Below are 25,815 nucleotides of genomic sequence, written 5' to 3' on the forward strand. Positions count from 1 at the left end.
GTGCCGATGATGGCGGTAATGCTGATTGGGGCATTTGTCGGCTTACTGAATGAAACACTATTAGCAACAGCGTTACCAAGCATTATGAATGACTTCGGGATCGAAGAAAACCAAGTACAATGGCTGACAACAGCGTTCCTGCTTACGAACGGAGTCATGATACCAATTTCCGCCTTTTTAATTGAGAAATTTACCACTCGTCAATTGTTTTTAACGGCGTTGACGATCTTCGCAACTGGAACTGCGATAGCATCGGTTTCTCATGCATTTGAATTATTATTAGTTGCACGTGTCATTCAAGCTGCCGGATCCGGAATCATGTTACCGTTAATGATGACCGTGATGCTTCGAATATTTCCAGTCGAAAAACGCGGAGCTGCCATGGGGATGGCCGGCGTTGTTATTTCTTTCGCTCCGGCAATCGGCCCCACTCTATCTGGCTGGTTGCTTGAATATTTCTCTTGGAGAGGCTTATTCTATGTCGTGCTTCCAATCGTCATCATCGCGATTATTGTAGCTAGCAAATTCGTAAAAAACGTAACCGAACAAACCAATCCAAAGATCGATATTATTTCGATTTTGCTTTCTTCCTTCGGTTTCGGTGGTCTGTTATATGGCTTCAGCAGTATCAGCGGTGGTCATGGTGGATCGGAAGCATCATCCGGCATCAACGGTCAGGCAGTAGCAATCGTTATAGCGGCTGCGATTATCTTGACCATCTTTATTATTCGCCAATTAAAAATTGCCAAACCAATGCTTGAATTTCGTGTATTCAAATATCCGATCTTCTCCCTTTCACTGATCATCACCATGATTGTATTAATGGCACTGATCGGAGCAGAGACAATGCTGCCATTGTACATGCAGAACACAAGGGGATTCACTGCACTTGAATCCGGATTGATGCTTTTGCCTGGTGCGATTGTAATGGGAATCATGTCTCCTATAACAGGTATGTTATTTGATAAATTTGGTGCGAAATGGCTGGCAACAATCGGTATGACAATTGTAACAGTGACAACATTTCTTTTTACCAGCTTAGAAATGGACACCGCCTACAGCTATTTGGTGATTATCTATGCAATCCGGATGTTCGGGCTATCGCTAGTCATGATGCCAGTAATGACTGCTGGATTGAACCAGCTTCCAGAGGAATGGCATCCACACGGAACTGCCATGGCTAATACGATGCAGCAAGTTTCCGCGTCAATCGGAACTGCCATTTTAATTACAACGATGACTACGTCTGCTAGCAATTACGAGCCGAACGCTTCCTCTCTGGAAGGATTATCTGAGACAGAAGCGATGACACAGATTGCCGCTAATGCTTCGATCTCTGGGTACAATGCCGCTTTCTGGCTGGCAACCATTCTATCATTAGCTGGTTTATGCTTAACACTATTTATTAAAAACAAATCAAAACCACAACAAGAAAAAAGTGAGCAATTGGCTCAATAAGTACGACCATGCATCAAAATTGCTTGCATGGCAATCATTACTTTCTTCACTGACAAGATATGGGGATGATAAAACCATTCATCTCCATATTTTTTTAGATTTTCTTATCCAAAAAACGTATATCATGTTAAAATAATTAATATCCGACTAAATTATGGAAGGGAGTATTTAAATGAATGGAAACATACATAAACCATTAGGCTTCGGCGAGATATTAGATCAAACTTTTCGAATTATTAAGCAAAACATTAAACCTATTTTTTTGATTACTTTTTTTATTATGGTACCGATTTTTTTAATACAGGCGGTTGTCCTTATTCTTACAGGACGCGAACTATTCATTAGTCTCGACTCCAGTCAATCCGTATTCAGTTCCTTGATTGGTAATCTAGACTCCATAGCGAATACAAGTAATGAAGAAAATTTAATTAGCAATGCTGTCAGCATGATTAGTTTCTTTGCTTTTCCACTATTAGCTGGCGCTATCATTCTTGCAGTAAAACAGGCACGAAATGGCGGGCAAATTATCGTCAAAGACATGATTAAGGGTGCGTTACCTCGCTATTTCCCTATGCTTTTCAGTACATTACTTCTAAGCATTATTGCCTTCGCAATACTGTTCCCCAGCTTTATCATTACCGTTATAATTGGGGGGAGCAGTGGTGCTATATTTCACCCGGTTGCTGGTGTTATAATCATTTTTCTCTTATTGGCAGGCTTATTTCTTGCGCTAGGTTTACTCTTAACCAGGTGGTCTCTTTTTCTGCCAGCAGTACTATTTGAGAAGGTGGCACCCGGATTATCCAGAAGCTGGCACCTGACCAAAAGGCAAACTTGGAAATTCTTTGGGCTACTTCTAGTCTTAATCATTATTTCAGCTATCATTACAAGTCTTCTTCAAATGCCTTTAGTCTTTTTAGGTAACAGTGTCCTGTATTATGTATTAACGAATGTTTTCTCTCTGATATCATCCATAATAATTTATGTAGGGTATAGTGTGCTGTATTTCGATGCATCGATACGACAAGAGGGATCTGATTTACAATCACTAATCAATGAATATCAAGGAACACAAGAATCATAAAGGAGTTTGATAATGTCGGATTATCAAAAAGAACGAGAACAATTAAAAAAGATACTTCAACAGGACGAATACCAAGTCTATCAGCAAGATAACCGGTCGATTATAGAGAAAATCTATGACCACATCTCCAGCTGGATAAGTGACCTGTTAGATAATATGTTTCAATCGTTTGAACCCGGATCTACTGCAGGTAATATCATTGTAGTAGTGCTGGTGATCAGCCTGGCAGTCATTCTGGTTCTTGGTATTCTCACTTTCACCACTTTTATGGTCCGCAGGAAAAAATGGTCAAGCTACCAGCCGTTCCTGAAAAACACAGAATTATCCTGGGACTATCAACAGCATATGCGGATGGTAGCAACTTACGAAGCAGAAGCAAATTATCAATTAGCCATTCGTCATCAATTTCTGGCCTTATTGTTAAGACTCGAGGAATATCATCTCCTCACAATTCAACAATGGAAAACGAACCGAGAGTATTATGAGGAATTAAATAAGCGAGACCGCCATATTGCGTCATCCTTTTATCGATTGGCAGTGCAATTCGAACATGTCACTTATGGAGAAAAAACTGTCCAGCAAACTGATTATCTCAAGTATCAAGAACAAATCGACGGACTGTCAACTCACATAGGTCAACAGCAAGTTCATGAGAAATTAGGTGATCACTAATGTTTAGAAACAAAACATGGATCGTTGGCATCGTTTTTTTCATTATCTTGATTGCTGTCAGCTATTATTCATCCAGCAACGCTCCAGAACAGTATCCAGACTATGCGATTGAATCACCTTCCCTTACTGGAGTAAAAGGATTATATACATATTTAAGCGATCAGGGTTACCAAACATCTATTGTGAAGCAAGCCCCTGCTCAACAGGAGGATACGCTACGCTTATTAGTGAATCCTCCTGTTTTCACGGACCAAGGGGTGGCAACTGTCTATATGGATTATATGAAACAAGGAAATACACTTGTCGTAGCAAAAGAAAATCCGGATGGCTTATTAGGGATAAAAACAGAGTATGCACTGCAAGGAATGTTACCTGATTCTGAAGAAACATCAGATATACAAATAAACGGAATGACACGCAAAGCTGTATATAATACACCGATTAGACTGGTGGCGAATGGAGACGATCAGATACTTGCAGAAGATGAATACGGACCATTGGCTATTAAAAAACAAATTGGCGATGGCTCATTGATTATTCTGACAGAACCAGATTGGTTTACTAATGGACAAATTCTCGATCAGGATCACTTGGCGATTATCCTTGAAACGGTTCCTTTCGATCAATTTAATCACGTCGTTTTCGACAGGTATAGTGTTAATGATGCCGGTGCACAAGCTTCGACCTTCGAGCTGTATCCAGGCTGGGCATATGTATTGCTAGTGCAAGGCATTGTACTGACGCTGCTCATCTTCTGGTACCAGGGGAAACGTTTTGGACCAATATACCCTGTTCGCGAAGAAACCGTCCGATTCAGTAACGAACGATCCAAGGCGATTGCCATTTGGCTTGTAAAGGGAAGGAATTATCAAGCATCCCTGCAGTACCAAATGGATTATTTGAAAGAAATAATCCGGATGCGTTTCGGTATCCCCTATCATAAAGACTGGCATGATAGACTACGAGATATTGAATCACACATTCACTCTATTAAGCCAAACGAATTAAAGAAGCTTGCGTCTGAACTCGAAAACTTACAACAGCAGCCGTCTTTAAATAAACAACAGTATCTGTACTGGTCACAACAAATGGACAAAATTAGAGATGAGGTGAAATAAAATGACAGCTATTACGTCATTATTGGAAAGATATGAACAACGAATTCTTGGCCAACAAAAAAACCTGCGCTTATTATTATGTGCTGCATTAGCCGGAGGACATGTGTTAATTGAAGGGGTCCCCGGAACTGGGAAAACGCAAATGGTAAAAACATTAGCTAGATTACTGGACGGTGATTTTAAACGTGTCCAATTCACACCTGATTTATTACCTAGTGATATTACCGGAAGTGCCATATACAATATGAAAGTGCAAGATTTTCAAACACTAAAGGGGCCGATTTTTACCAATGTTTTATTGGCAGATGAAATTAATCGTACCCCAGCGAAGACACAGGCTGCTTTACTTGAGGCAATGGAAGAACAACAAGTAACCATTCAAGGTGACACCTTCCGTTTACCCGAATTCTTTTTTGTTGCAGCAACACAGAATCCAATTGAATTTGAAGGTACATATCCGCTTCCAGAGGCACAACAGGATCGTTTTTTCTTCAAATTAAAAGTAGACTTTCCATCTCTTGAAGAGGAAGCATCTGTATTAGAGATGGTTATCCATGAGCAAACAAATCCGGAGCCAATCACGCCTATTTTCTCACAAGAGTCGATTGTTGATATCCAGCAATCCGTACAACAGGTTACCATTAGTCAGGAAATAATGGATTACATCGTTAAATTAGTTCGAAAAACGCGAGAGTTAGAGCATATACAATATGGGGCAAGTACACGAGCGGCCATCGCGATTGCCAAAACCGCACAGGCATGGGCCTACTTGGATGATCGTGATTATATCACGCCAGATGATGTAAAAATTGTTGCTTTACCTAGTCTGCGTCATCGCATTCAGCTATCTCCATATGCAGAATTGGAGGGATCTGATATCGATGAAACGATTCAAGAGCTTGTGGGATCGGTTGCTGTTCCGCGATAAAGGCGTAGTCCCTACCAAGAAATTACTGGCTTATTATGGCGTTTTTGCTTTGGTTGTAGGGATTTTATCTTTTTGGCTTTTTTCGTGGCTTTTCCTTGGTATTGCCACCTTACTGATGTTGGCGTTACTCGTCATTGATGCATTCATGTTACCGCCAAAACAATCCTTTAAGATTTCGAGAAGTGTAGCGGAACAAATCGAACGTTATCAGCAGCAAAACGTCACTGTACACATTCACAATCAAACAAATGAACCCTATACCGTTCGGCTTGTGGATAGCTGGCCAACTTCATTTCAGACAAATTACCGAGATGAGCAACTTATTTCGAAATCGCAGCATACAGCTTTTGGCTATACGATTACCCCTCACCAACGAGGAAGTTATACACTCAACAAGCTTTATCTTCGGGTTAAAACCAAAATTGGCTTATGGGAAAAACAATATACGTACTCCCTGCCGCAAGAAATAAAAGTAATTCCTAACCTAGCTGAAACAAAACGCTATTTAGCAAGTGCGCAAAAGTATTTATTACATGAAGGAATTAAGGTCAAAAAAACAAAAACTGGTATCGGAGACTTTGCTAAAATAAGAAGTTATGCAGCCGGGGATGACCCACGAAAGATTAACTGGCGACAGTCTGCGAAATTACAAACAATGATGACAAACGAGTATGAACCAGAGCATGGCAAGTATATTACGATATTAATAGATTGTGGCCGAATGATGGGGATGGAGCTGGAGTATGGAAACCGGCTGGAGAAATCAATAGAAGCTGCAATTACACTAGCAGCAGCTGCCTTAGATAATGGGGATCATGTATCCCTGATCGCTTTTTCTAAGAATATCCAGGCGGTTGTACCTCCTGGCAAGGGACTGCAGCACATTGAAGCGATTTTACAAGCTGTTTATTCCATAGAGGTGGACGCACAGGAATCCAACTATCCATTGGCCTTACAACATGCACAGTCCATTCAGAAAAAAAGAAGTATGATGGTTCTCTTTAGCGATATTCAAACATTCGCCAATGAAGCCTATCCTTTGTTTTATATGAAGCAGATTAGAAAAAAACATCTAATTATGATGCTTGGAATTGAAGACACCATGTTGCACAAGCAGCGCAACAGTCAATCGGACGGGGTACTGGCAGCAATGGAGAAGAGTGTCGCCCAAAGCCAATACCTGAAACAGCAGCAAGTGATGAATAAATGGGAAAAGCATGGATTACCCATGCTGGAAGCTTCTGCCGAACGTCTGGCGGCAACCGCTGTTTCCCAATACATTCAAATCTTAAATAGAGGGTTGTTGTAGCTTTCTTTTTTGTTGAAGATAGGAACCAATTACCATATACGCCATAATTCCGAATGCCGTTACTATGGCAAATGCATATTTCATTTCTAATGATAAAGCGGATGGCGTAATATATCCTTCGATGATACCGGCGATAACAAATAACGGGATCGTTCCAATTAATAATTGTACGGACCGGGTTGTTTGCACTTTAAGCTGGTATCCTCTCGAATAATTGCCAGGCACGAACAATTTGTATCCCATTAACAAGCCCGAACCACCAGCGATAAATATAGCGATTAATTCTATCACACCATGCGGAATAATATATGCCCAGAAAACATAGCTATTTCCATGATTCCAAAACACAGCAGCCAAGGCACCGATAAGGATCCCATTTGTAATTAACAAATAGACTGTTAAAATACCGAATGTAATCCCGCCTGCAAATGCGAGGATAGCTACTTGAATATTATTGGTCATAATCTGTGCCGACATCATCGGAGCATCGACAACTTTCGGTGATTCATTTAAGGATCCGGGGTCAAAAGCTTGAGCCATTTCTTCTGATAGAATACCATATAAATGGGATGGATTTTCGAATACTGCAAAGAAACTAGCAATACCAGCAATGACAAACAATAACATGGCTAGCACAACAGCCTTCCACTGCTTTAATAATAACCCGACAAATTTACTTGAAAAGAAGTGATACGCCTGTTTCCACGAGGAATGTTGTGACTGATATAAGATATTGTGAGCTTTACCGGTTAGTTCATTAAGGTACATCGTAACATCTTCATTGGGAAAATAGGTTTGACTAAACGATAATTGTCTTGCCACTTTTTGATAAGTATGTTGGAAATCTTCTATAATAGTATTCGATTTTTTCTTAGGTAATTCACTGATTAACACTTCTAAACGCTCCCAGTCTTGGCGGTGTTGCTTAATAAATTGGTTTAGTTGCATATCATCACCTTTTTTTCTATTATTTTACTTTATTATAGTAGATAAAGAGACAAATGAACAGCATTCTTTCATATTAGGAGGTCCATATGGAACAGGAACAACTGAATGTAAAGACACCGGAATACGTCACCTTACAATTCCATTTAGCAGGATTAGGATCACGAGGCGCGTCACAGATCATTGATTATTTACTGATTTTCTTAGTACAGTTCGCGATTATTCTGATCTTAACTTTCTCCCTGGAAAACAATCCTTCTGGCATATTATTAATCAATGAATACGATAATGTCATCCTCGCAGTAGGATTAGTTATCATATTCGCTTTAAATTTTGGGTATTTTATTTTCTTAGAATATTTCTGGGGTGGACGGACCATTGGAAAGAAACTTGTAGGTATTCGGGTGATTCAAGAGAACGGACACAATGTAACATTCTTATCGAGTCTTATTCGCAACTTATTACGGATAATCGATATGTTGCCAGGCTTTTATGCAGCCGGTATCCTGTTCGTTTTTTTCCATTCGAAGCATAAGAGATTAGGCGATCTGGCAGCAGGTACACTTGTTGTACATGAACGTCGGGATAAAACGGCTAAAAGAAATGCACTGGATAAGTACATTGATCATTTAGCGTTAGACTTGGATGAGTTACCGTTAACCGCACAACAATTAAAACAATTTAATCAAAAAGAATGGCGGCTAATACAAACATACGCGCATCGAATTGCAGAAATAAGACCTGAACAAAAGCAAGTAGTTACAAAACAAGTAAGTGACATTGTATTGTCAAGACTTGAAGAAAGTAATTATCAAAATAAAGACAAGGAAAGAGTGCTGTTATTACTCTATTTATATTTAAAGGAAGAATGGGAATTGTAATAGATCGTGAATTACTCCTCTACTATTTAGTATGGGGAGTTTTCCTTGTGCTTTGTTCTTCTCGCATGAAAATAATCACCACCTTTATATTTTTTATTATTTGTACCCCAATGAATGGCTTTCTCTTCTTTTTTCAGTTTCGGTATGTGTTTCGAACAATGTACATATGCTTCCTCGACTTTAATATAGACCCACCGTTCAGCTTTATCACCCTCGCGCTGATTCATATAAGTTAATTGTTCATTGGAAAGAAGAAAGCTCGGTAAATGGTCGTTTTCAACAATTTCTGCTCGACCATTTATATGCAGGCCGATTTGATCTTCAAAAAAATCAACAAACATCAAGCCAATATGAGGATTTTCGCTAATATTACCAAGACTCGCCATCACACCATTGCCACGGTATTCAGGATACATTAATGTTTGCGCATCAATTGTATATACGAAACCTTCCTGACCAACTCGAAACGACGCATCACAGTTTCCTTCGCTATCGGACGTTGAAATAAATACCATCGTTTGCCTGGCTATATACGCTATCATGTCTTGGTTCAGGAAGTGAAGCATTTGATTTTTATAGAATGCATTCGCTCTTTTCTCTGTTCCATATTTCGTCTGCAAGAATTTTTCCCCTTCTGACATAGAGCATCCCCCCTCTACTTTATCTAACTATTATACTAGTCCCTAAGCCTTTTCTCTATCAACAATCAGCCAGATAAGAAAAACTGTAAAATCTCACAAACAATCCGCTTTTTATTGAACATTATTTCAAAAGACACTCCTGGCATTTTGTTTGCATTTGTCACAACAATAAGAAAACTAGGCCTCAGTCCTAATTTTCTTAAATATATAAATAGTTACCTATAATATGGATTATGTAAACTAGCGTTGCATCTATTTTGAAATGTAGTTAGAGGTATAATGCCTTCTACCAACCACTTCGCGTCCTGTGGGGAACGGAGCATATTTTTGGAGCTTTACTACGCAATGAATACATTTCAAAATTACCACATTGTAATACGGCTGCACTTTACACAATCCATATTAAAGAAACCAACTTCCACGTTGAGCTCTATTTACTTCTGCCATTTGCCTTGACGACTGATATTAGATACTTATTTTGCTAACAAAAAACCCCCTGAATGATCAGGAGGCCCTATCTCGACTAGTTCTACAACGGACTAGTTTAGTTATCTAATTTCCTTGCCAGCAATAACCGGCTGCACTTGCGCTTTGGAAGGTTCCAAATTCAATTCTACTTTTAGTTTTTTTCTGCGCGATGAAATTTTTTCCAAAGCAGATAAAACTAGAAAAGTAAGCAGAATAGTTAGAGAAACCATGTATAAAGAAGTTACCATAGTCAACTATCCCCTTTCCTAAAAAAATATTCGCATTTACTAGTGAATTCACTTATATAGTACCATATTTATTTAATTTGTAAATATAAATAATGAAATTCTTTTAAATTCTTTTTTATTCTCTACATTCTATTCAAATACTACTATTTTGTAACGGTTCTGTAATGATAAAAACGTGATAATACCGCCCTTTTTCATAAATAGACTGAATATTTATTCAATTCATATAAAATATTTAGAATCCTTTTGATCGCTGGTTCGTATATATACACAGACCAACAAAAAGGGAGTGGATAGACGATGAACAATCATGAAATTGACTTTACACTATACGGAGATGATATGCAGTTTGTCGAAGTGGAATTAGATCCGCAAGAAACCGTTATTGCAGAAGCAGGCAGTTTGATGATGATGGACAGTGACATTTCAATGGAAACCATCTTTGGTGACGGTTCTTCACAGCAAGGAGGATTGGTCGGTAAGTTACTTGGAGCTGGTAAACGAGTCGTTACCGGGGAAAGTTTGTTTATGACGACCTTCACGAATCAAGGTGTTGGTAAGAAACATGTCAGCTTTGCCTCACCGTATCCTGGTAAAATTGTGCCGATGGATCTTAGCGAACTCCGTGGAAAAATCATTTGTCAAAAGGATGCCTTTCTTGCCGCTGCAAAAGGAGTTTCCGTCGGTATTGAATTTCAACGAAAAATCGGAACTGGATTCTTCGGGGGAGAAGGCTTTATTATGCAAAAACTTGAAGGAGACGGAATGGCCTTCGTTCATGCGGGAGGAACCATTCATAAACGCGTACTGCAACCAGGTGAAAAATTAAAAGTAGACACCGGCTGTCTTGTGGCGATGACAGGAGACGTTGATTACAATATTGAATTCGTTGGCGGTGTTAAAACTGCGCTATTCGGTGGAGAGGGCATATTCTTTGCGACATTAACAGGTCCTGGCACCGTTTGGGTACAGTCGTTGCCATTCAGTCGACTTGCCAGTAAAGTATTTGCTGCCTTACCTGAAAAGGGTGGAAACAAAGGTGAAAGTGGAATCGGCGGACTTTTTGACCTTTTTAATAAATAGACACGACAAAAAACTCCCTTAGCCTGAATGACTGCTAGGGGAGTTTAATCCTTTAGCATTGCCTTAATACCTGCAATATTGATACCTTGATCAATAAGTTTCTTAATCTCTTTCAGTCGGTCAATATCATTCAAGGAAAACATTCTCCGGTTCCCTTTGTTTCTTGCAGGTGAAATTAAACTTTGTTCCTCATAATATCGGATTTGTCTGCCACTCAATTTCGTTAAATCCTTTACCACACTGATCGGAAACGCCGCTACATGGTTCGGAATATCATTATTCACATTCTTCTCCCCTTTCAGGTTAAGGCAAGCTAGCAATATGCGTATAGATATCTTTTAGGTTATGAAAACCCATTTCTTCTGCTTTCTTAATGTTTTCAGACCACAATTTGGCTGTTGCAGCTGCATCATATAATGCATGATGTCTGTTTCCGATTTCGACGCCATAATGATTACACCAATCATCTAGAGAGACATACTCAATTTCTGGTGATACCACTTTAGTAAGGAAGGACGTATCAATAATACGGTGTTGAAAACTAGACTTTAATGCTGTCCAGCTGGCGTGTTTCATAAATTGTTTCTCATGACTGGAATGATGTGCTACTAACGTATCACTGCGCACAAACATAAAGAATTGTTTTAACACGTCAGGTAAGGTTGCTGCCTGATTTAATTCGAAAGCTGTAATACCTGTTAATTCTTCAATTTCTTGTGGCGGTGGCAAAGCACTGTAAATGGTCTTATAAAACAATTGATCTTCTAAAATCTCTGCCCCTTTCATTTTAACAGCGCCGATCGAAAGGATTCGGTCACCGTTATACGGAAAGAAGCCTGTTGTTTCTATATCGAACACTACAACGGACAGGTCTTTAAAAGGTGTGTTCAATACATCCTTCTGCTTTAACTCTCGTTGTAAATTACGCATATAGGCAATTTTCCGTGCATCTGACTGGCCAGCTAAGGCACTGCTGTCTGATATTTTCCCTGACATTTGTTTAATGAAGTGAAGCATCTGATTCATGATCATTTCGAACACTCTTCTTCAATCGTATGCTTGGTACGGTCAAATAACTCTGTCCCTTTTTTCATAAATTCCTTCAACTCCTGTTTATGACGTTTCGATAACTCTTTCAAAGGAATATAGTGAACTTCTTCATATTCTTCTACATCATTGGTAAATTCGAATTTAAATGCTAATAAGTTATTAAATAAAATCTGATAATCTGATAGAAATGGATATTTAGATTTTAAGTTATCAAACCTGGACATGGTAGGTGCCTGATGTAAATCATTACACAAAGCCAGCAGCCTTAATGAATTAATATAAGGAAAAAGCGTTGTTGTTTTAATGTTAATCTGACCTGACATTTTACCACTTTGTTCAGGTAACAATTGACCGAAGACACCGACTCCCTTGCGAATAAAGTCAACATTGTCCACTAGTCTCGGCATTACTTTTGGATTGTTATCGATATATTGAAAGGTTTCCTCTTTTAATTCTTGTAAAAAACGTGCCTCTCCTACTAACACTCTTGAATCAAAAAAGGTGGAAAAGTGCCTCAGTGATTGCCAGCTTTCTTCTTCCAACCAATCAACCACCTGTTTTTTCCATCCATAAACCGATTTCGTCCATCGTGATTCTGACGACATCACTTTACCATCACATTGTTCATAACCAGCTATCTCCAAACCATCCACAATCTTTTCTCCTAATTGAAGGAAATAATGCTGATGTGTTTCAGAACCATCAAATACGATTCCATGATCCTGATCACTCCAAATCGATTGTTCACTTCTTCCAGCACTACCCATTAGAAAAAATGCGAAGGGAGCAGGGATCTCCCCCTGCTCTTCCTCCATCTTCTTCATCGCTAATTGTACCGTTTTACGCATAATTTCATCATGAAATTCATTCAACTCATCATGGTTGCTTTGCTGATGAATATGCGCTTCACGAAAATCTTTTATGTCTGTAAAGTTCATTGCGGAGTTCCACTCCCTTGTTGACGAACTATGCATTTATCTTATCCGCTTTTTGCTCGCTTGGATGTGGAATATTCTCTGGGTAGCCGTAGCTTCCGTGCTCACTTAAGTCAAGACCAATGATCTCTTCTTCTTCCGATACACGAAGACCACCCATTACTTTATCCATCACTTTTAGGATGATGAAAGATACAACAAATGCGTAAGCACCACTAGCTGCGACACCTAGCACTTGAACACCTAACTGTTCTAATCCACCGCCGTAGAATAAACCAGGCAGCCCCCACTCAGCTCCTACTGATAAAGGCTCTGTAGCGAAGAAGCCTGTTGAAATGGTACCCCAAACACCGACTGTACCGTGTACCGATAAAGCGAAGATTGGATCATCAATTCTTGCACGATCAAAGAATTTCATACTAGCATAGACAATCAAACCACCGATAGCACCGATTACGACTGCCGCCCATGGATCTACGAAACCACAAGATGCCGTAATGGCTACCAAACCTGCTAATGCACCATTTAAAGTAGTTGGCACGTCTGCTTTACCAGTTAAAGCCCAAACAAGTAACATTGCTGCAACCGCACCAGCTGCTGCTGCTAATTGCGTGTTCAAAATAACAAATCCGAAGAATGCGTCTGATACACCGAATGTACTAGCACCGTTAAATCCAAACCAACCTACCCAAAGTAACAGTACTGCTAATGCTGTATAGACTTGGTTGTGACCTGCGATATCATTAGATGATCCATCTTTATTGTATTTTCCAATTCGAGGTTTTAAGATAATAGTAGCTGCTAATGCTGCCATCGCACCGGTTAAGTGTACAACGGTTGATCCAGCGAAATCTTGTTTACCATGGTCCGCTAACCAGCCGCCACCCCAGATCCAGTGAGCAACTACCGGATAGACTAACGCTGAGAACAGAACGGCGAAAACCACATATGCAGATAGTTTAGCACGTTCAGCAAAACCACCAAAAGCAATAGTTAAAGCAATAAGTGCGAACATCATTTGGAACATGAAGTCTACAGCTGGAGATAATCCATCACCACTGAAGCTTGTGTCACCGTAGAAGAAATTGGACATTCCGATAAACCAATTTCCATCTCCATAAATAAATCCGTAACCGACTGCCCAGAATACTAAAGAACCGATACCAGCCGTGAAAATTGTTTTTCCAGCTATATGGCCAGCGTTTTTCATTCTGGTTGAACCAGCCTCAAGTAAGATAAACCCGCCAAGCATTAATAAAACTAAGAAAGTACCAATAATGACCCATAAATTATCCATAAGTACCATTTCCATTTTGCTTTTCCTCTCCTTGTAAAAAATATTAACATCAACTGTTAAATACAGTTTAAGACGAAAAACCTAGAGCGACAATTTTTATGTAAGGAAATCTAACATGGTTTTTATAACACAAATGGATAACGATTCTGAAAACGCTAATACTATAGATTCGGCAACAATATCCCTTATCCTTCACCATATGTCGTACCTGACGAAAATATATACAAGTTAAATACTATTGTAAAAAAAGCTAATTTGTTTTAAATGTGTTTCTTGAACAAGAAAAAAGCACTAACCAAAAGGCTAGTGCTTTTTTACCAACTTATAATAAAGGTCCTACTACATAATTAATAAGAAACCATAAAATTCCAAAGAAAATAATTAAATATGTTATATATTTTATTGCAGCAACGCCTACTTTACTAGAGTCGGATTTTTTTTCGCGCTTTTCTACTTCCACGTCTTTATTTTGTACCATTAGGTGTTCACCTCTCTTTGTAGCGTTTATATACTTATTACCACAAAAAGAGATGACGAAAACATTGGTTATAATTTCGCTCTAATTTGATCTTGAAAATCAATTTCTTTATGAGAACCATCACAAAATGGCTTATTTTTCGAGGCACCACAGCGGCATAAAGAAAATTTCTGCTTCGTCGTGAACGGATTGCCCTCTGCATCTACCAGTTCCACATCTCCTGTTACTAAAATCGAGCCATTATCTCTTACTTTTAATTGTACTTTGTTCGCTTTCTCTTCACACATCTTTTATTACCCCCTTCTGATATTTTAGCGATTTGATTAAAAAATGTCTATAGTTCCTTGTAGAGCGTGTTCAAAAAGGAGGACAAAAAACCGCAAAGAACTTCAAGGTGCCGATGCAAGCCTAACAGAAGTTCAAAGTTATTTTTCCAGACTTTTTGAACATCTTCTTGTATAAAAAGATATGCGCAAACACACATTATAGTGAAAGGTGGGATAACATGGAAAATACAAATGAAATTAATTATTTTGATCAGGCTATCGACGATTACAAACGTGGCACAACTAAATTACAAGAACAGTTACCGGAAATGACCAAGGGCTTTTTCCATTTTACAGAGGAAGCTTTTAAGGAAGGAACGATAGATAAGAAAACCAAGCAATTAATTGCACTGGCAATCAGTATCTATGCACAAGATGAATATTGCATTATCTACCATACAAAAGGGGCTGTCGAGCACGGAGCGGAGCAAAAAGAAATCATGGAAACATTAGCAATAAGCGCAGCATTAGGCGGCGGAGCAGCATTCGCACAAGCAGTAACCTTAGCATTAGATACCTTTGACCATTACCAGCAGCGCCTGCATTAATTCGGATCAGTTAACATATCGATTTGTAAGAGAAAACTAATATCCAATTAACAAAAGCATATACATCTTCCCTTAATATGGATTACGCAAACCAGCTATGTGGTCATTTTGAGGATGATTACTTCCGCAATTCGCTTTTATGACCGAATTATACTCACGAAAAAGAAGCAGAGAGGAGAGCTCTCTGCTTCTTCTTACAATTCATATGGCGTTTCCTGATATACATAATAGTTCAACCAATTCGAAATTAGCATATTGGAATGCGTTCTCCAACGCAGCTTAGGTATCTGCTTCGGATCATCATTCGGAAAATAATTGTCAGGAATTTGCGGATTTAATCCAGCCGCTGTGTCTCGATCGAATTCCTTCTTTAACGTTTGCGAATCATATTCCGGATGACCAGTGACAAATATTTGTTTCCCATCCGCAGAAGCCACCAGATAGACCCCCGCCTTATCGGATTCACTTAAAATCTTCAAGCCAGGTGTATTCTCAATATCCTCTTTACGAATATCCGCATTGCGGGAATGCGGAACCATGAATTCCTCATCAAATCCACTTAATAATTTCTCTCTAGGATCATTCAAAGTATGTGGATAAATACCAGATAGTTTTGTTGGCATAATATATTTATCAATATCGAAATGATAATACAATCCAGCCATCGCCCCCCAGCAAATATGCAAGGTTGACGTGACATTTGTTTTACTCCATTCCATTATCTGTGACAGTTCATCCCAATACTTTACCTCTTCATATGGAAGCTTCTCAATAGGAGCTCCCGTTATGATTAATCCATCGTACTTATTCTGCTTCACATCTTCTATCGATTTATAAAACTGTTTCATATGCTCCGGTGATGTGTTCTTCGAAGTATGCGTACTTGTATGCAAAAGTCCGATATCAATTTGTAACGGACTATTTCCTAATAGACGTAAAAGGTGCGTCTCTGTTTGTTGCTTTAATGGCATTAAATTTAAAATTAAAATTTTTAACGGCCGTATATCTTGTGTAAATGCCCTGCTTTCATCCATAACGAATATATTTTCTTCTTGTAATTTTCCCTTAGCTGGTAATAAATCCGGTACTTTTATAGGCATTTTCGTGACTCCTTTATCTTCATATTTCCGTCCACACACGTGGAGAAATAGGCTTGTGTACAAACAACATTACGTTTCATTTTACCTATTTTTTCTTATAAAATAAAGAGAAATGTTTTAAAATTCTGATATTTTTGTATAAAAAAATGGTTGGTTCTGTCTATTTTATATAGTGTGATGAAAAAAGATGCCTGCTATTACAAGCGGCATCCGTTATATCATCCATTGCGGTGGAGTATTTTTACCCCAATACACTTCTGCTAAAGGGATATGTTCTTCAAATTGATCATTGAAAAGATGGTAATGAAATTGAAAATAATAACCATCTGATGGTCTTTTCACTCGATTAACATGAAACTTGGCAACATTCTGCTTCTGTTTTGCATCATATAAGTTAAAAATACGTTCTCCATAGCCAGCAGAAGGCTCTTCTTTAATCATTAAATATTGGCTTTCCTCTTCACCAATTTGTTCATATATATCATGTAATACTGCTTTCAAGTTCGGCAAAACAACTTGATTGAGTTCGGTATCAATTTTAGTCGATATTTTTCCTAATTTCTCAAACACTAATTCTTCCGCTTGCTTATCTAGTTCTTGTAAGTAGAGTTGATTCGAGTCTTCGAGGACGACTTCATTCGTATCCTCTACAACCTGATCATCAAGTTGTTTTGTTTGATCTTCACTCGGTTCTACTTCACCTTTATCCATATCGGCATCAATATAGATTGGCGGCACATATAGACCTAGTGTTAGGATTGTTACTAATAAGACTGTTAGTTTCTTCATCCAGATAACCATCTCGATCGAACTCCCTTACATCTTCTTATTAAAAGTGTATCATGTTTTAGGCATTTGTCTATAGATCGCAACGCTTTTTCCTTGATTTACACAAATTTTACTTAAATATTCCATTCATATCTTTTCATTGTATAGATGTAACCTTTTTGCGCCAAAATAAGTATAGTTTATGCTAAATACAAGGTGGGACAACAACAATGGATCAAGAACATACGGAAAAATGGGAAGAACTCGAACGAGACTATGATCATGCAGTACCAGAAGAGATACTTCCTGATATAGCTTACTATCGAACGTTGCTTGCAAATGTGATTATGATTGGCGCTCCAAATGATAAAGAATGGATTTTAGTCGATGCCGGAATTAAAAAGTACCAAGACCGGATTTTGCATGCGTGTGAACAACGGTATGGCAACAAAGCGCCAGCTGCCATTATTCTAACACATGGACATTTCGATCATATCGGGTCCGTCAAAAAACTTGTCGATCATTGGCAAGTACCGGTATATATTCATGAAAAAGAACTGGATTTCGTAACAGGTATTACACCTTATCCGCCAGGTGATCCTACCGTAGGCGGGGGAATGATTTCGTTACTGTCCACCATATTTCCTACTAAACCAGATCATCTGGAAGGTATAGTTTCTGCCTTACCAAACGACGGAAGCATACCTTATTTATCAGATTGGAAATATATTGAGACGTTTGGACATACACCTGGACATATCAGTCTATTTCGAGAAAAAGATCGTGTACTTATTGCCGGTGATGCCATTTCTACGGAAAAAGCAGAATCATCCTTTTCAGTGTTTTTTCCGATTCAACACGTATATGGTCCTCCTGCTTACTTTACGCAAGACTGGGCCCAAGCAGAACAATCAGTACACACCATCAATGAATTAGAACCAGATTTCATTATTGCCGGGCATGGGTTGCCGATGCAAGGGGACACCATGAAACAGGAGCTTGGCTATTTAGCTGCGCATTTTCAAGCACACGCAATTCCTAAGCATAAAAGAAATTGATATTAACCGAACCAAACAAACTTAAATATATATAAAGCTATTTATAATCCCGATTATGTGAACTGTATGTCGATCTGGTGAATTTGATATTTGTATATGCGTAGTCAAGCTCCAGAAATAAGCTCCGCGTCCTGCTAGACACGGAGTGGTAGGCCGGAGCGGTATCCCAGCACATGAATCATTTCAAATTTACCACGAAGCTAGCTTGACATAATCCGTATTATCAAAACCAACCCATACTTCATCTTGAACATGAGTGCTTCTGCAGTTCACCATCTTTACCTATAATTAGAAAAGCACAAACGCCCGTTTAGAAAAGTGGCGACTGGACGGCATCAACTGAGATAAAGGAATCATTGTGAGCAAGTGATGTCGATGATGACTTTCGCCCAAGGGCATAAGGGCGACTATGCCTCTGGTTATCATCAATCGGCAAGTCTTCTTTATCGTAGGGTGATGCAGGAATTCGCTAGTTTCTGGGTACTGTAGCTGGAAATGGCCGATAATTTTAAACATCGATAAAAAGCCTCAAACTTTTATACCTTTACGGAAAAAGGGGAATAGCATCTGCTATTCCCCTTCTTCTTCCAAATCTGCTGGTCTACTTTTTTTAATAAAAAAGGAAAGGATTAACCCAACCATTGTAACGATAGACAACACCATGAAGGTTGTATTAAATGCCTCGATAGCCGGTAAAGCTTTGCCACTTTGTTCGGCAGCAGCCTGAGACTGGGTTAAGATCGTGACATATATCGCTGTTCCCACAGATGCTGATACATTACGCAATGTATTATCCATCGCAGCACCATGCGCAATCAGTTTCTTCGGAAGTTGATTCAGACCAGCTGTCGCAGCAGGCATCATCACCATCGAGATCCCGAGCATTCTAATCGCAAAGATAACTGTTAAATAAGTAATAGAAGTCTTTTCATCTAATATCGTAAACAAAAAAGAGCCAGCCGTCATTAGAGCAAAACCAATAATCGCGAGCCATCTCGCGCCAATTTTATCAAAAATGCGCCCCGTTATTGGCGACATAAAACCTGTAATGAGGGCACCTGGTAAAATAACTAAACCAGATTCCATCGCACTAAAGTCTCTTGCATCCTGCATATATAATGGAATTAACGTCTCCACAGCAATCAGACCCATAAATGCAATCATCCCTAAGCTGACTGTTAACGGAAAGATAGAATAGGTAAAGACTCGAAATTCCAACATAGGGTGTTTCAACTTCAATTGTCGCAGAATAAAGGTCAGGAGCGAAATCACACCCACGATTAATACGACAATGGTTACCATCGAATCCCAGCCATTGTTTCCTGCACTTGTGAATCCGTAAAGCAGACCACCAAAACCTAGTGAAGATAGAATAATCGAAGGAATATCTAATTTAGGCTTTGTAATCTCTGTAACATTTTTCATCACATAATAAGCGATAATAATATCGATAATAGCGATTGGTAAAATGATAAAAAATAGAACTCTCCAAGAATAATGTTCCGTTATCCACCCTGACAATGAAGGGCCAATGGCAGGTGCAAAGGAAATAACAAGCCCAACCATCCCCATGATAGAACCTCTTTTGTTAATTGGAAATATCATCAAAAATACTGTTTGCATTAAAGGCAACATGACGCCGGCCCCAGCAGATTGAATAACACGACCTGTCAGCAATACCGAGAAGCTTGGTGCTAATGCAGCAACAAGAGTACCAATTACGAACACACTCATCGCTGTCAAAAATAATTGCCTTGTTGTAAATCGATCTATTAAAAATGCAGAAATCGGAATCATAATTCCATTTACAAGCATAAAAATGGTCGTTAGCCATTGCGCTGTATTTGCAGTTATGCCCATTTCATTCATAATAGGAGGTATCGCTGTAATCATTAAGGTTTGGTTTAAAATCGCAATAAATGTCCCTGCCAATAGTAACGCTACAATGGTTCCTCTTTTTTCCACTTTTACAGTCATTTACTCACTCCTATTTCTGTATTTTATTTCTAGTCACGAAGGATATTGTATGACCTTTTCGAGAAAAAAGCAATAAAGAAAACTCAGTGACTGCAGAGCCCTTGGCGAGAGCAGAACTGTAGTTGCCCTTATCTATTTTCCCCTCATTGGTTACCTCCTTGTAATACTTCTCTGTTGTCTATGGATATTTGACAATAGGTATAGTGAACTCAGTGACTGCCGAGACTAACTTTACTATTCACAATTATTTTAACCAGCCTTTTTCCTGTGCTTTCGTAATCGCTTCGATCCGATTATCTGCCTCTAGTTTGTCTAAAATAACGGAGATGTAGTTGCGCACTGTTCCATTCGATAGAAACAATGTCTTGGCAACCGCTTTTGTAGTCTGACCCTCCGCTAGCAATCGCAACACATCAGTCTCTCTGTCTGTCAGAGGATTTGTTTCTGAAAAAGCAAGATCAATTAATTCTGGGGAGTAAATCCTTTTACCAGTCATTATCTGACGAATAGATTGCGCTAAATCCTCGCTAGGACTATCCTTTAACAAATAGCCATTTACGCCAGCATTCCTTGCTCGCTCAAAATATCCAGGTCTGGCAAAGGTAGTAAGAATAATGATCTTACATGGATGATCCTTTAATTTCTCAGCTGCATCTAGCCCAGTCATTATTGGCATCTCTATATCTAATAAACATATATCCGGATTTTCTCTCTGAACCAATTCCAACACCTCTGAGCCGTTATTTGCTTTACCTATTACTTTTATATCTTCCTCCAGGTCAAGTAAAGCCCCCAGCGCTCCTAACAATAATTGCTGATCTTCTGCTAACACTATCCGTATCATACATCCCCCTCCTTTTCTACCTGTTTTAACACTTTCGGAACAGATACGAGTACTTCAAACCCTTCAGAAGATGAATGAATTCGCAGCGTACCATTGACGAATTCCAACCGTTCCTTCATACCTGTTAATCCATTTCCGAACTTATTTTTATCCACTGTACCCATTCCGTTATCAAGTACTTGCAAATGAGTGGAATCATCCGTTTCCCGCAAATGAATAAAGCATCGACTCGCATTACTATGTTTTACAATATTCGTTACGGATTCCTTAAGACACATACTGATTACATTTTCAATTAATATTGGAAAATGTCCGATATCTGCTTCTACTTTCACTTCACAATCAATTCCAGCTAGTTTCAACAGTTGTTTCGCATGGTCAATTTCATCTTCTATTCGGATACTTTTCATATTAGACACCATTTCGCGAACTTCCTTCAATGCCTGACGTGCCGTATCTTGCACATCCTTCAATTCCTGTTTAGCCGCTTCTTGATTTCTTTCCATCAGCTTTGCGGATAATTCACTCTTCAATCCAATCATTGATAATTTTTGTCCTAATGTATCATGTAAATCTCTCGCAATCCGATGGCGCTCTTCCATTATCGCCAGTTCAGCAATTTTTCGATTGGCGTCTTCTAATTGACCTTCTAATTCTTCCTGTTTAATACGGTTATAACGGTTGATCGGTATCAAAATCACACCTAAAATTGTCATAATCAAAAAGGGGATTTGTTCTAAAAATAAAGAATACTTAATAATAAATCCTGCCGTCATCGCTCCGGCTGTGACTACAAGGTGAATCACATACATCGTAATAAATCCTGCTTTATGGCGAATATTGCCGACAAAAAAAGCACTAAATAAAGCAAAATATACATAGCCGTACAGTAATGTCATGATAATATGAATAACATATTCCACGCTCAATCCAATGTAAACTAACGGGCCACGCGATGTAAAAGTAACCCAGTATACACCGAAGAATAACAAGGTAACCACACTACCGATTACGATTTCGAATAATGAAGTAGATCGAAAAATAAAATAAAATGGCAATACACAAAAGATCATCCATATATATAAGCTTAAACCGGTGTGTCTCGGAAATATATCATACCAATGCCTCACAGCGAAATTCCCCTTTTCCATCTAAGAATCTACCTAAACACATTATAGAGGTTGTTCAAAAAGTTACCAAATGATTAGCGACGTATTTCGTTATCATTTTGCAAGTGGTTGTACACACATTCACCAATAATAACCTGTTACATTTCTAACTATATTATATAAAAACTACCTATAATACGGATTATGTCAATCTATGTGCTTATTTCCCGTCAACCACGATTCACTTCTGTAAATCGGCTTAATGACAGTAATTATACATTTTCATTGCTTTAAAAAAAGATAATCTTCCTCCTTGCACAGGAGGAAGATTATCTTGTTAAGATCGAACTGTATTTGTATTTTTAGATGACAACGATATGTCCTTGAAGCTGACAAAAAGCTTTTTATCTTCGTCAAATAATCGGAAGCGGAGCGATTCTAAGCTTGTCTTTAACGTTATCGTTGTTGCTTTTTGTAGTGGTGGTGTCTCTTCATGCGCTCTATTCAATAAATAGTTGGGAACTCTTGGTGCTAAATGGTGCACATGATGGTAGCCGATATTTCCGGTAAACCATTCCAGCCATTTCGGCAGTTTGTAATAGGAACTTCCATCAACTGCAGCCTTCACATAATCCCATTCTGATTCATGCTCAAAATAAGAATCCTCGAACTGGTGCTGCACATAGAATAACCAAACTCCTAATACTCCGGCAACATACACAATTGGTAACTGAACAAACAGCACCGCTTGCCAGCCTAATGTCCAAAACATGACCAAATAGATCAGCAATAACAAGCCATTAATAAGATAGGTGTTAAGACGTTCCTTCTTACGGGCATCCTTACGGTTAAAACGATTACTGTACAAGAATAACATAAATGGACCTAACCCAAACATGACGAACGGATTACGATAAAGACGATATTGAAACTTTTGCCATTTGCTTGCACGTTGATATTCCTTCACCGTCATGATCCAAATGTCGCCGGTCCCTCGCTGATCCAGATTTCCACTGGTAGCATGATGAATTGCATGCTCTCTTTTCCACTTTTCAAATGCAAAATGAGTAAGCACACCAGTCGCAGTTCCGATAATCCGGTTTATTTTCTTGTTTTGATAAAATGATTGATGGGCGCAATCATGAAAAATAATAAACGCTCTTACCATAAATAGCGCTGCAACCACAGAGATGGCTAGACTCAACCAGACAGAAACGGTCAAACTTTGATAGGCTAAAAACCACAATATAAAAAACGGTGGTAGTGTATTTAATAGTTGAATAGTACTTTTCTTCGATTTAGGGGATGCATATGGCATCACATCTTTCCGTAGCTGTGCTTGCTTTTGCTTACTCACATCTATCCCTACCTTCGCTTACGTATTTACTTAATAGTGTAAAGGAAAGGACGAGCATTCGTAAGAGACAGATGTCAGTATTTTTATATGACATTTGTCATATAGTGTACGCAATTAGATAGTTAACGTAACAAAGCATTATAAAATAAGGCGACATTCGAACAACAGTACGCACAAACTACAAAATTATGTTTGAATAGAACCCTTTTTCAAACATGGAGAAAGTTAATGATAAGCATTTGCTTTGATTCATACTCCCTTTTAAACATAATTCTCTTCCTTTTAGCTGGTTTTTGCTTAATAAGCGCATGTACCAAAAAATCGGCTTTCCTACATTGCAGTCTGATTTTCATGTATTCCAACGCTTCAATCATCGAAAGCATCAATTAAAAAGTAACGAAGCTTTATCTTGATATGTTTGCAGATCTTTTGGTGAAATCAACATCTTGATAGTAGGTGTTCTTCACCAGAATATTAGGTCCTAAACATTTCACTGCCGGGCAATGACAATTTAACGACTTTGCTGTTTTGGAAGCCATCCAGCGTTCATAAGAAGTTTGCAATGGTGTTGTCTGGATATTCCCTAATGATGGCTCCTCCTCATCACCAAAATCGGTTACAATTACTTCGCCTGAGAAAATATTGACATTCAAACGGGAGCGACCATCAGGATCATTTCTGACAGTAATGTTTCGTTCTTGGTATAGCCTTTTTAACAATGCGAGTTCTTTCTCATCCTGGTTACAAGGATAAATTGGTAATGTGCCCAACAACATCCAGACTGATTCATCACGATGGTTCAGCAATCGTTCAATTCCCTCTTGCATTTCCTGCAGTGATAACGTTTCTAATTTACTAGCAAAATCGACCGGGTACATCGGATGAATTTCATGACGCGCACAGCCCATTTCCACTACATGATCATGGATCGATTCTAAATAGGGAAAGGTGCGCTTATTCAGCATTGTTTCTGCAGATACCATCACACCTGCTGCTGCAAGTTTTTGTGAATTTTCCACCATGCGCTCAAAATATTTTTTTCTATTTTCTTCACTTGGTTTTCGTTCCATGTTCGCGAATCCTGTCTCCGCAAACTCTTCAGGCGTTCCCCAGTTATGCGAAATATGTAGAACATCCAAATACGGGATAATTTGTTCATAACGAGCATATGGCAAAGTCAAATTAGAGTTAATCTGTGTTCGAACGCCACGTTCATACGCATAGCGCAGAAGTGGTACGACATATTCACGCACGGACTTTTTGGACATCATTGGTTCTCCGCCTGTAATACTCAATGTACGTAAATGAGGAATTTCGTCGAGACGCTCTTTTAACAAGGAAAATGGCAGTGCGTCCGGATCTTTATCTTTTAATGTATAACCAACCGCACAATGTGCACAACGCATATTACATAAGTGGGTGGTCGTAAATTCTATATTAGTTAGCGTCATTTCACCATATTGTTCCACATCCAAATATGCTTCCCACGGATCAAATGATGGAGTAATAGGACGCTTAGCTTGATTGACAATTGTCATGTATAAACTTCCTTTCTACTAACCTTCTCAAGTATTGTAACAAATTATATGAGAATTTTCTTTATCCTTCTGCTTTTCCTCTTATCAGAGATTGCCGTTTTATGTTTCTTCATAAGGGTATGTTCAATAGAGAACAGATATGCCATACGCCTTTTATGGCAGTACATATGTAAGGAGTGGAAATATTATGTCACAAGTAATCATTTTAGCTGCTATTATTTTTATCATTATTCAATTGGTATATTTTTTCACAAACAAAACGTATAAAGACAGTTATTTCAGTGGTGTTCTATTCAAAAAATTATTCTTCGTTCTGACCGCCATCACATTTGGATTTGCTGTTTTATACTATGCATTGTCCTTTCAAGAAACCGTGGTGGTACAAAGTCTGTCTTCCAATAAACCAATTGACCCCACTTTAGGAAACCTATTATATTTCAGTGGTGTCACCATGCTATCTGTCGGGTATGGCGATATGTTACCAGTAAATTCGGCTCGGTTTTTCGCCCTAATTCAGGCAGGCATTGGCGTATTATTACCTACCGCTTATTTTCTCAAAGCAATACAGCAATCCAATAGCAATAAAGAAAGCTAA

Annotated in this window: 27 protein-coding genes; 11 read left to right on the forward strand and 16 right to left on the reverse strand. The window is 38.7% G+C overall.

Annotated features, from left to right (window positions below; all coding sequences use genetic code 11):
* The first annotated feature begins 6 nt into the window (after positions 1 to 6).
* The 6 genes from MUN88_RS03525 (at position 7) to MUN88_RS03550 (ending at position 6,569) form a co-directional block, all read left to right on the forward strand.
* Positions 7 to 1,458, forward strand: coding sequence for an MDR family MFS transporter (locus MUN88_RS03525; protein ID WP_244724315.1), 1,452 nt, complete (start codon positions 7 to 9; stop codon positions 1,456 to 1,458).
* A gap of 172 nt (positions 1,459 to 1,630) precedes the next feature.
* Complete coding sequence (locus MUN88_RS03530; protein ID WP_244720913.1) at positions 1,631 to 2,542, forward strand: DUF7847 domain-containing protein; 912 nt, start codon at positions 1,631 to 1,633, stop codon at positions 2,540 to 2,542.
* Positions 2,543 to 2,554: 12 nt separating this feature from the next.
* Complete coding sequence (locus MUN88_RS03535; protein WP_244720916.1) at positions 2,555 to 3,214, forward strand: DUF4129 domain-containing protein; 660 nt, start codon at positions 2,555 to 2,557, stop codon at positions 3,212 to 3,214.
* Positions 3,214 to 4,332: a DUF4350 domain-containing protein gene (locus MUN88_RS03540; RefSeq protein WP_244720918.1), complete on the forward strand. Its 1,119-nt coding sequence runs from the start codon at positions 3,214 to 3,216 to the stop codon at positions 4,330 to 4,332. The genes MUN88_RS03535 and MUN88_RS03540 overlap by 1 nt, the downstream gene beginning before the upstream one ends.
* Position 4,333: 1 nt before the next feature.
* On the forward strand, positions 4,334 to 5,260 hold the full coding sequence (locus tag MUN88_RS03545) for an AAA family ATPase (protein WP_244720920.1): 927 nt from the start codon (positions 4,334 to 4,336) through the stop codon (positions 5,258 to 5,260).
* The gene (locus tag MUN88_RS03550; protein ID WP_244720922.1) at positions 5,214 to 6,569 is read left to right on the forward strand and encodes a DUF58 domain-containing protein; all 1,356 of its coding nucleotides are present in this window, start codon (positions 5,214 to 5,216) and stop codon (positions 6,567 to 6,569) included. Before MUN88_RS03545 ends, MUN88_RS03550 begins: the two co-directional genes overlap by 47 nt.
* Here the strand turns inward: MUN88_RS03550 and MUN88_RS03555 are convergent.
* Positions 6,549 to 7,517: a stage II sporulation protein M gene (locus MUN88_RS03555; RefSeq protein WP_244720924.1), complete on the reverse strand. Its 969-nt coding sequence runs from the start codon at positions 7,515 to 7,517 to the stop codon at positions 6,549 to 6,551. The two genes, MUN88_RS03550 and MUN88_RS03555, sit on opposite strands and share 21 nt — an antisense overlap.
* An 86-nt stretch (positions 7,518 to 7,603) precedes the next feature.
* Between MUN88_RS03555 and MUN88_RS03560 the strand changes: the two genes are divergently transcribed.
* A complete protein-coding gene (locus MUN88_RS03560) occupies positions 7,604 to 8,395 on the forward strand; it encodes an RDD family protein (protein WP_244720927.1) in 792 nt (263 codons plus the stop codon).
* A gap of 26 nt (positions 8,396 to 8,421) precedes the next feature.
* Here the strand turns inward: MUN88_RS03560 and MUN88_RS03565 are convergent, their stop codons facing one another.
* Together MUN88_RS03565 and MUN88_RS03570 are read right to left on the reverse strand one after the other, a co-directional pair.
* Positions 8,422 to 9,036, reverse strand: coding sequence for a pyridoxamine 5'-phosphate oxidase family protein (locus MUN88_RS03565; RefSeq protein WP_244720928.1), 615 nt, complete (start codon positions 9,034 to 9,036; stop codon positions 8,422 to 8,424).
* Between the two features lie 548 nt (positions 9,037 to 9,584).
* Complete coding sequence (locus MUN88_RS03570) at positions 9,585 to 9,752, reverse strand: hypothetical protein (RefSeq protein WP_244720930.1); 168 nt, start codon at positions 9,750 to 9,752, stop codon at positions 9,585 to 9,587.
* 300 nt (positions 9,753 to 10,052) lie between these two features.
* Here MUN88_RS03570 and MUN88_RS03575 point away from each other — a divergent pair, with 300 nt between their 5' ends.
* Positions 10,053 to 10,835 (forward strand): TIGR00266 family protein, encoded by a 783-nt coding sequence (locus tag MUN88_RS03575; protein ID WP_244720932.1) that lies wholly within the window; start codon positions 10,053 to 10,055, stop codon positions 10,833 to 10,835.
* Between the two features lie 44 nt (positions 10,836 to 10,879).
* On the opposite strand, the gene MUN88_RS03580 is transcribed toward MUN88_RS03575, so the two are convergent.
* The 6 genes from MUN88_RS03580 to MUN88_RS03605 all read right to left on the reverse strand — a co-directional run bounded on the left by MUN88_RS03580 (position 10,880) and on the right by MUN88_RS03605 (position 14,882).
* Complete coding sequence (locus MUN88_RS03580; RefSeq protein ID WP_305852490.1) at positions 10,880 to 11,119, reverse strand: MerR family transcriptional regulator; 240 nt, start codon at positions 11,117 to 11,119, stop codon at positions 10,880 to 10,882.
* A 19-nt stretch (positions 11,120 to 11,138) separates the two neighbouring features.
* Positions 11,139 to 11,867: an exonuclease domain-containing protein gene (locus tag MUN88_RS03585; protein WP_244720934.1), complete on the reverse strand. Its 729-nt coding sequence runs from the start codon at positions 11,865 to 11,867 to the stop codon at positions 11,139 to 11,141.
* Entirely contained in the window at positions 11,864 to 12,823 is a 960-nt protein-coding gene (locus MUN88_RS03590) for a DUF294 nucleotidyltransferase-like domain-containing protein (protein WP_244720935.1), read from the reverse strand. Before MUN88_RS03590 ends, MUN88_RS03585 begins: the two co-directional genes overlap by 4 nt.
* Positions 12,824 to 12,851: 28 nt before the next feature.
* Positions 12,852 to 14,132, reverse strand: a complete 1,281-nt coding sequence (locus MUN88_RS03595) for an ammonium transporter (protein WP_244720936.1) — start codon at positions 14,130 to 14,132, stop codon at positions 12,852 to 12,854.
* A 307-nt stretch (positions 14,133 to 14,439) separates the two neighbouring features.
* On the reverse strand, positions 14,440 to 14,595 hold the full coding sequence (locus tag MUN88_RS03600; RefSeq protein ID WP_244720937.1) for a hypothetical protein: 156 nt from the start codon (positions 14,593 to 14,595) through the stop codon (positions 14,440 to 14,442).
* 68 nt (positions 14,596 to 14,663) lie between these two features.
* Positions 14,664 to 14,882 (reverse strand): CDGSH iron-sulfur domain-containing protein, encoded by a 219-nt coding sequence (locus MUN88_RS03605; protein WP_244720939.1) that lies wholly within the window; start codon positions 14,880 to 14,882, stop codon positions 14,664 to 14,666.
* A 218-nt stretch (positions 14,883 to 15,100) separates the two neighbouring features.
* Between MUN88_RS03605 and MUN88_RS03610 the strand changes: the two genes are divergently transcribed.
* Positions 15,101 to 15,469, forward strand: a complete 369-nt coding sequence (locus MUN88_RS03610; protein ID WP_244720941.1) for a carboxymuconolactone decarboxylase family protein — start codon at positions 15,101 to 15,103, stop codon at positions 15,467 to 15,469.
* Positions 15,470 to 15,663: 194 nt separating this feature from the next.
* Here MUN88_RS03610 and metA read toward each other — a convergent pair whose 3' ends face one another.
* Together metA and MUN88_RS03620 are read right to left on the reverse strand one after the other, a co-directional pair.
* The gene (gene metA, locus MUN88_RS03615) at positions 15,664 to 16,569 is read right to left on the reverse strand and encodes a homoserine O-acetyltransferase MetA (RefSeq protein WP_244720943.1); all 906 of its coding nucleotides are present in this window, start codon (positions 16,567 to 16,569) and stop codon (positions 15,664 to 15,666) included.
* 213 nt (positions 16,570 to 16,782) lie between these two features.
* On the reverse strand, positions 16,783 to 17,358 hold the full coding sequence (locus MUN88_RS03620) for a YpjP family protein (RefSeq protein ID WP_244720955.1): 576 nt from the start codon (positions 17,356 to 17,358) through the stop codon (positions 16,783 to 16,785).
* A 209-nt stretch (positions 17,359 to 17,567) separates the two neighbouring features.
* Between MUN88_RS03620 and MUN88_RS03625 the strand changes: the two genes are divergently transcribed.
* A complete protein-coding gene (locus MUN88_RS03625) occupies positions 17,568 to 18,395 on the forward strand; it encodes an MBL fold metallo-hydrolase (RefSeq protein WP_244720957.1) in 828 nt (275 codons plus the stop codon).
* A 570-nt stretch (positions 18,396 to 18,965) separates the two neighbouring features.
* Here MUN88_RS03625 and MUN88_RS03630 read toward each other — a convergent pair.
* The 5 genes from MUN88_RS03630 to yfkAB form a co-directional block, all read right to left on the reverse strand.
* On the reverse strand, positions 18,966 to 20,372 hold the full coding sequence (locus MUN88_RS03630) for an MDR family MFS transporter (RefSeq protein ID WP_244720959.1): 1,407 nt from the start codon (positions 20,370 to 20,372) through the stop codon (positions 18,966 to 18,968).
* A 244-nt stretch (positions 20,373 to 20,616) separates the two neighbouring features.
* Positions 20,617 to 21,216 (reverse strand): response regulator transcription factor, encoded by a 600-nt coding sequence (locus MUN88_RS03635; RefSeq protein ID WP_244720961.1) that lies wholly within the window; start codon positions 21,214 to 21,216, stop codon positions 20,617 to 20,619.
* Positions 21,213 to 22,346, reverse strand: a complete 1,134-nt coding sequence (locus tag MUN88_RS03640; RefSeq protein ID WP_244720963.1) for a sensor histidine kinase — start codon at positions 22,344 to 22,346, stop codon at positions 21,213 to 21,215. The genes MUN88_RS03635 and MUN88_RS03640 overlap by 4 nt, the downstream gene beginning before the upstream one ends.
* 316 nt (positions 22,347 to 22,662) lie before the next feature.
* On the reverse strand, positions 22,663 to 23,682 hold the full coding sequence (gene desA, locus MUN88_RS03645; RefSeq protein WP_244720966.1) for a Delta(5) desaturase DesA: 1,020 nt from the start codon (positions 23,680 to 23,682) through the stop codon (positions 22,663 to 22,665).
* 404 nt (positions 23,683 to 24,086) lie between these two features.
* Positions 24,087 to 25,220, reverse strand: a complete 1,134-nt coding sequence (gene yfkAB / locus MUN88_RS03650) for a radical SAM/CxCxxxxC motif protein YfkAB (protein ID WP_244720969.1) — start codon at positions 25,218 to 25,220, stop codon at positions 24,087 to 24,089.
* A 187-nt stretch (positions 25,221 to 25,407) separates the two neighbouring features.
* Between yfkAB and MUN88_RS03655 the strand changes: the two genes are divergently transcribed.
* Entirely contained in the window at positions 25,408 to 25,815 is a 408-nt protein-coding gene (locus tag MUN88_RS03655) for an ion channel (RefSeq protein WP_244720971.1), read from the forward strand.

It is taken from the genome of Gracilibacillus caseinilyticus (genome assembly GCF_022919115.1).
Lineage (GTDB): Bacteria > Bacillota > Bacilli > Bacillales > Amphibacillaceae > Gracilibacillus > Gracilibacillus caseinilyticus.

Bases quoted from the DNA above. Each gene is read 5' to 3' on its own strand.
- MUN88_RS03525 (WP_244724315.1), top strand. From the start codon at position 7: ATGATGGCGGTAATGCTGATTGGGGCATTTGTCGGCTTACTGAATGAA.
- MUN88_RS03530 (WP_244720913.1), top strand. From the start codon at position 1,631: ATGAATGGAAACATACATAAACCATTAGGCTTCGGCGAGATATTAGAT.
- MUN88_RS03535 (WP_244720916.1), top strand. From the start codon at position 2,555: ATGTCGGATTATCAAAAAGAACGAGAACAATTAAAAAAGATACTTCAA.
- MUN88_RS03540 (WP_244720918.1), top strand. From the start codon at position 3,214: ATGTTTAGAAACAAAACATGGATCGTTGGCATCGTTTTTTTCATTATC.
- MUN88_RS03545 (WP_244720920.1), top strand. From the start codon at position 4,334: ATGACAGCTATTACGTCATTATTGGAAAGATATGAACAACGAATTCTT.
- MUN88_RS03550 (WP_244720922.1), top strand. From the start codon at position 5,214: ATGAAACGATTCAAGAGCTTGTGGGATCGGTTGCTGTTCCGCGATAAA.
- MUN88_RS03555 (WP_244720924.1), bottom strand. From the start codon at position 7,517: ATGCAACTAAACCAATTTATTAAGCAACACCGCCAAGACTGGGAGCGT.
- MUN88_RS03560 (WP_244720927.1), top strand. From the start codon at position 7,604: ATGGAACAGGAACAACTGAATGTAAAGACACCGGAATACGTCACCTTA.
- MUN88_RS03565 (WP_244720928.1), bottom strand. From the start codon at position 9,036: ATGTCAGAAGGGGAAAAATTCTTGCAGACGAAATATGGAACAGAGAAA.
- MUN88_RS03570 (WP_244720930.1), bottom strand. From the start codon at position 9,752: ATGGTAACTTCTTTATACATGGTTTCTCTAACTATTCTGCTTACTTTT.
- MUN88_RS03575 (WP_244720932.1), top strand. From the start codon at position 10,053: ATGAACAATCATGAAATTGACTTTACACTATACGGAGATGATATGCAG.
- MUN88_RS03585 (WP_244720934.1), bottom strand. From the start codon at position 11,867: ATGATCATGAATCAGATGCTTCACTTCATTAAACAAATGTCAGGGAAA.
- MUN88_RS03590 (WP_244720935.1), bottom strand. From the start codon at position 12,823: ATGAACTTTACAGACATAAAAGATTTTCGTGAAGCGCATATTCATCAG.
- MUN88_RS03595 (WP_244720936.1), bottom strand. From the start codon at position 14,132: ATGGAAATGGTACTTATGGATAATTTATGGGTCATTATTGGTACTTTC.
- MUN88_RS03600 (WP_244720937.1), bottom strand. From the start codon at position 14,595: ATGGTACAAAATAAAGACGTGGAAGTAGAAAAGCGCGAAAAAAAATCC.
- MUN88_RS03605 (WP_244720939.1), bottom strand. From the start codon at position 14,882: ATGTGTGAAGAGAAAGCGAACAAAGTACAATTAAAAGTAAGAGATAAT.
- MUN88_RS03610 (WP_244720941.1), top strand. From the start codon at position 15,101: ATGGAAAATACAAATGAAATTAATTATTTTGATCAGGCTATCGACGAT.
- metA (WP_244720943.1), bottom strand. From the start codon at position 16,569: ATGCCTATAAAAGTACCGGATTTATTACCAGCTAAGGGAAAATTACAA.
- MUN88_RS03620 (WP_244720955.1), bottom strand. From the start codon at position 17,358: ATGAAGAAACTAACAGTCTTATTAGTAACAATCCTAACACTAGGTCTA.
- MUN88_RS03625 (WP_244720957.1), top strand. From the start codon at position 17,568: ATGGATCAAGAACATACGGAAAAATGGGAAGAACTCGAACGAGACTAT.
- MUN88_RS03630 (WP_244720959.1), bottom strand. From the start codon at position 20,372: ATGACTGTAAAAGTGGAAAAAAGAGGAACCATTGTAGCGTTACTATTG.
- MUN88_RS03635 (WP_244720961.1), bottom strand. From the start codon at position 21,216: ATGATACGGATAGTGTTAGCAGAAGATCAGCAATTATTGTTAGGAGCG.
- yfkAB (WP_244720969.1), bottom strand. From the start codon at position 25,220: ATGACAATTGTCAATCAAGCTAAGCGTCCTATTACTCCATCATTTGAT.
- MUN88_RS03655 (WP_244720971.1), top strand. From the start codon at position 25,408: ATGTCACAAGTAATCATTTTAGCTGCTATTATTTTTATCATTATTCAA.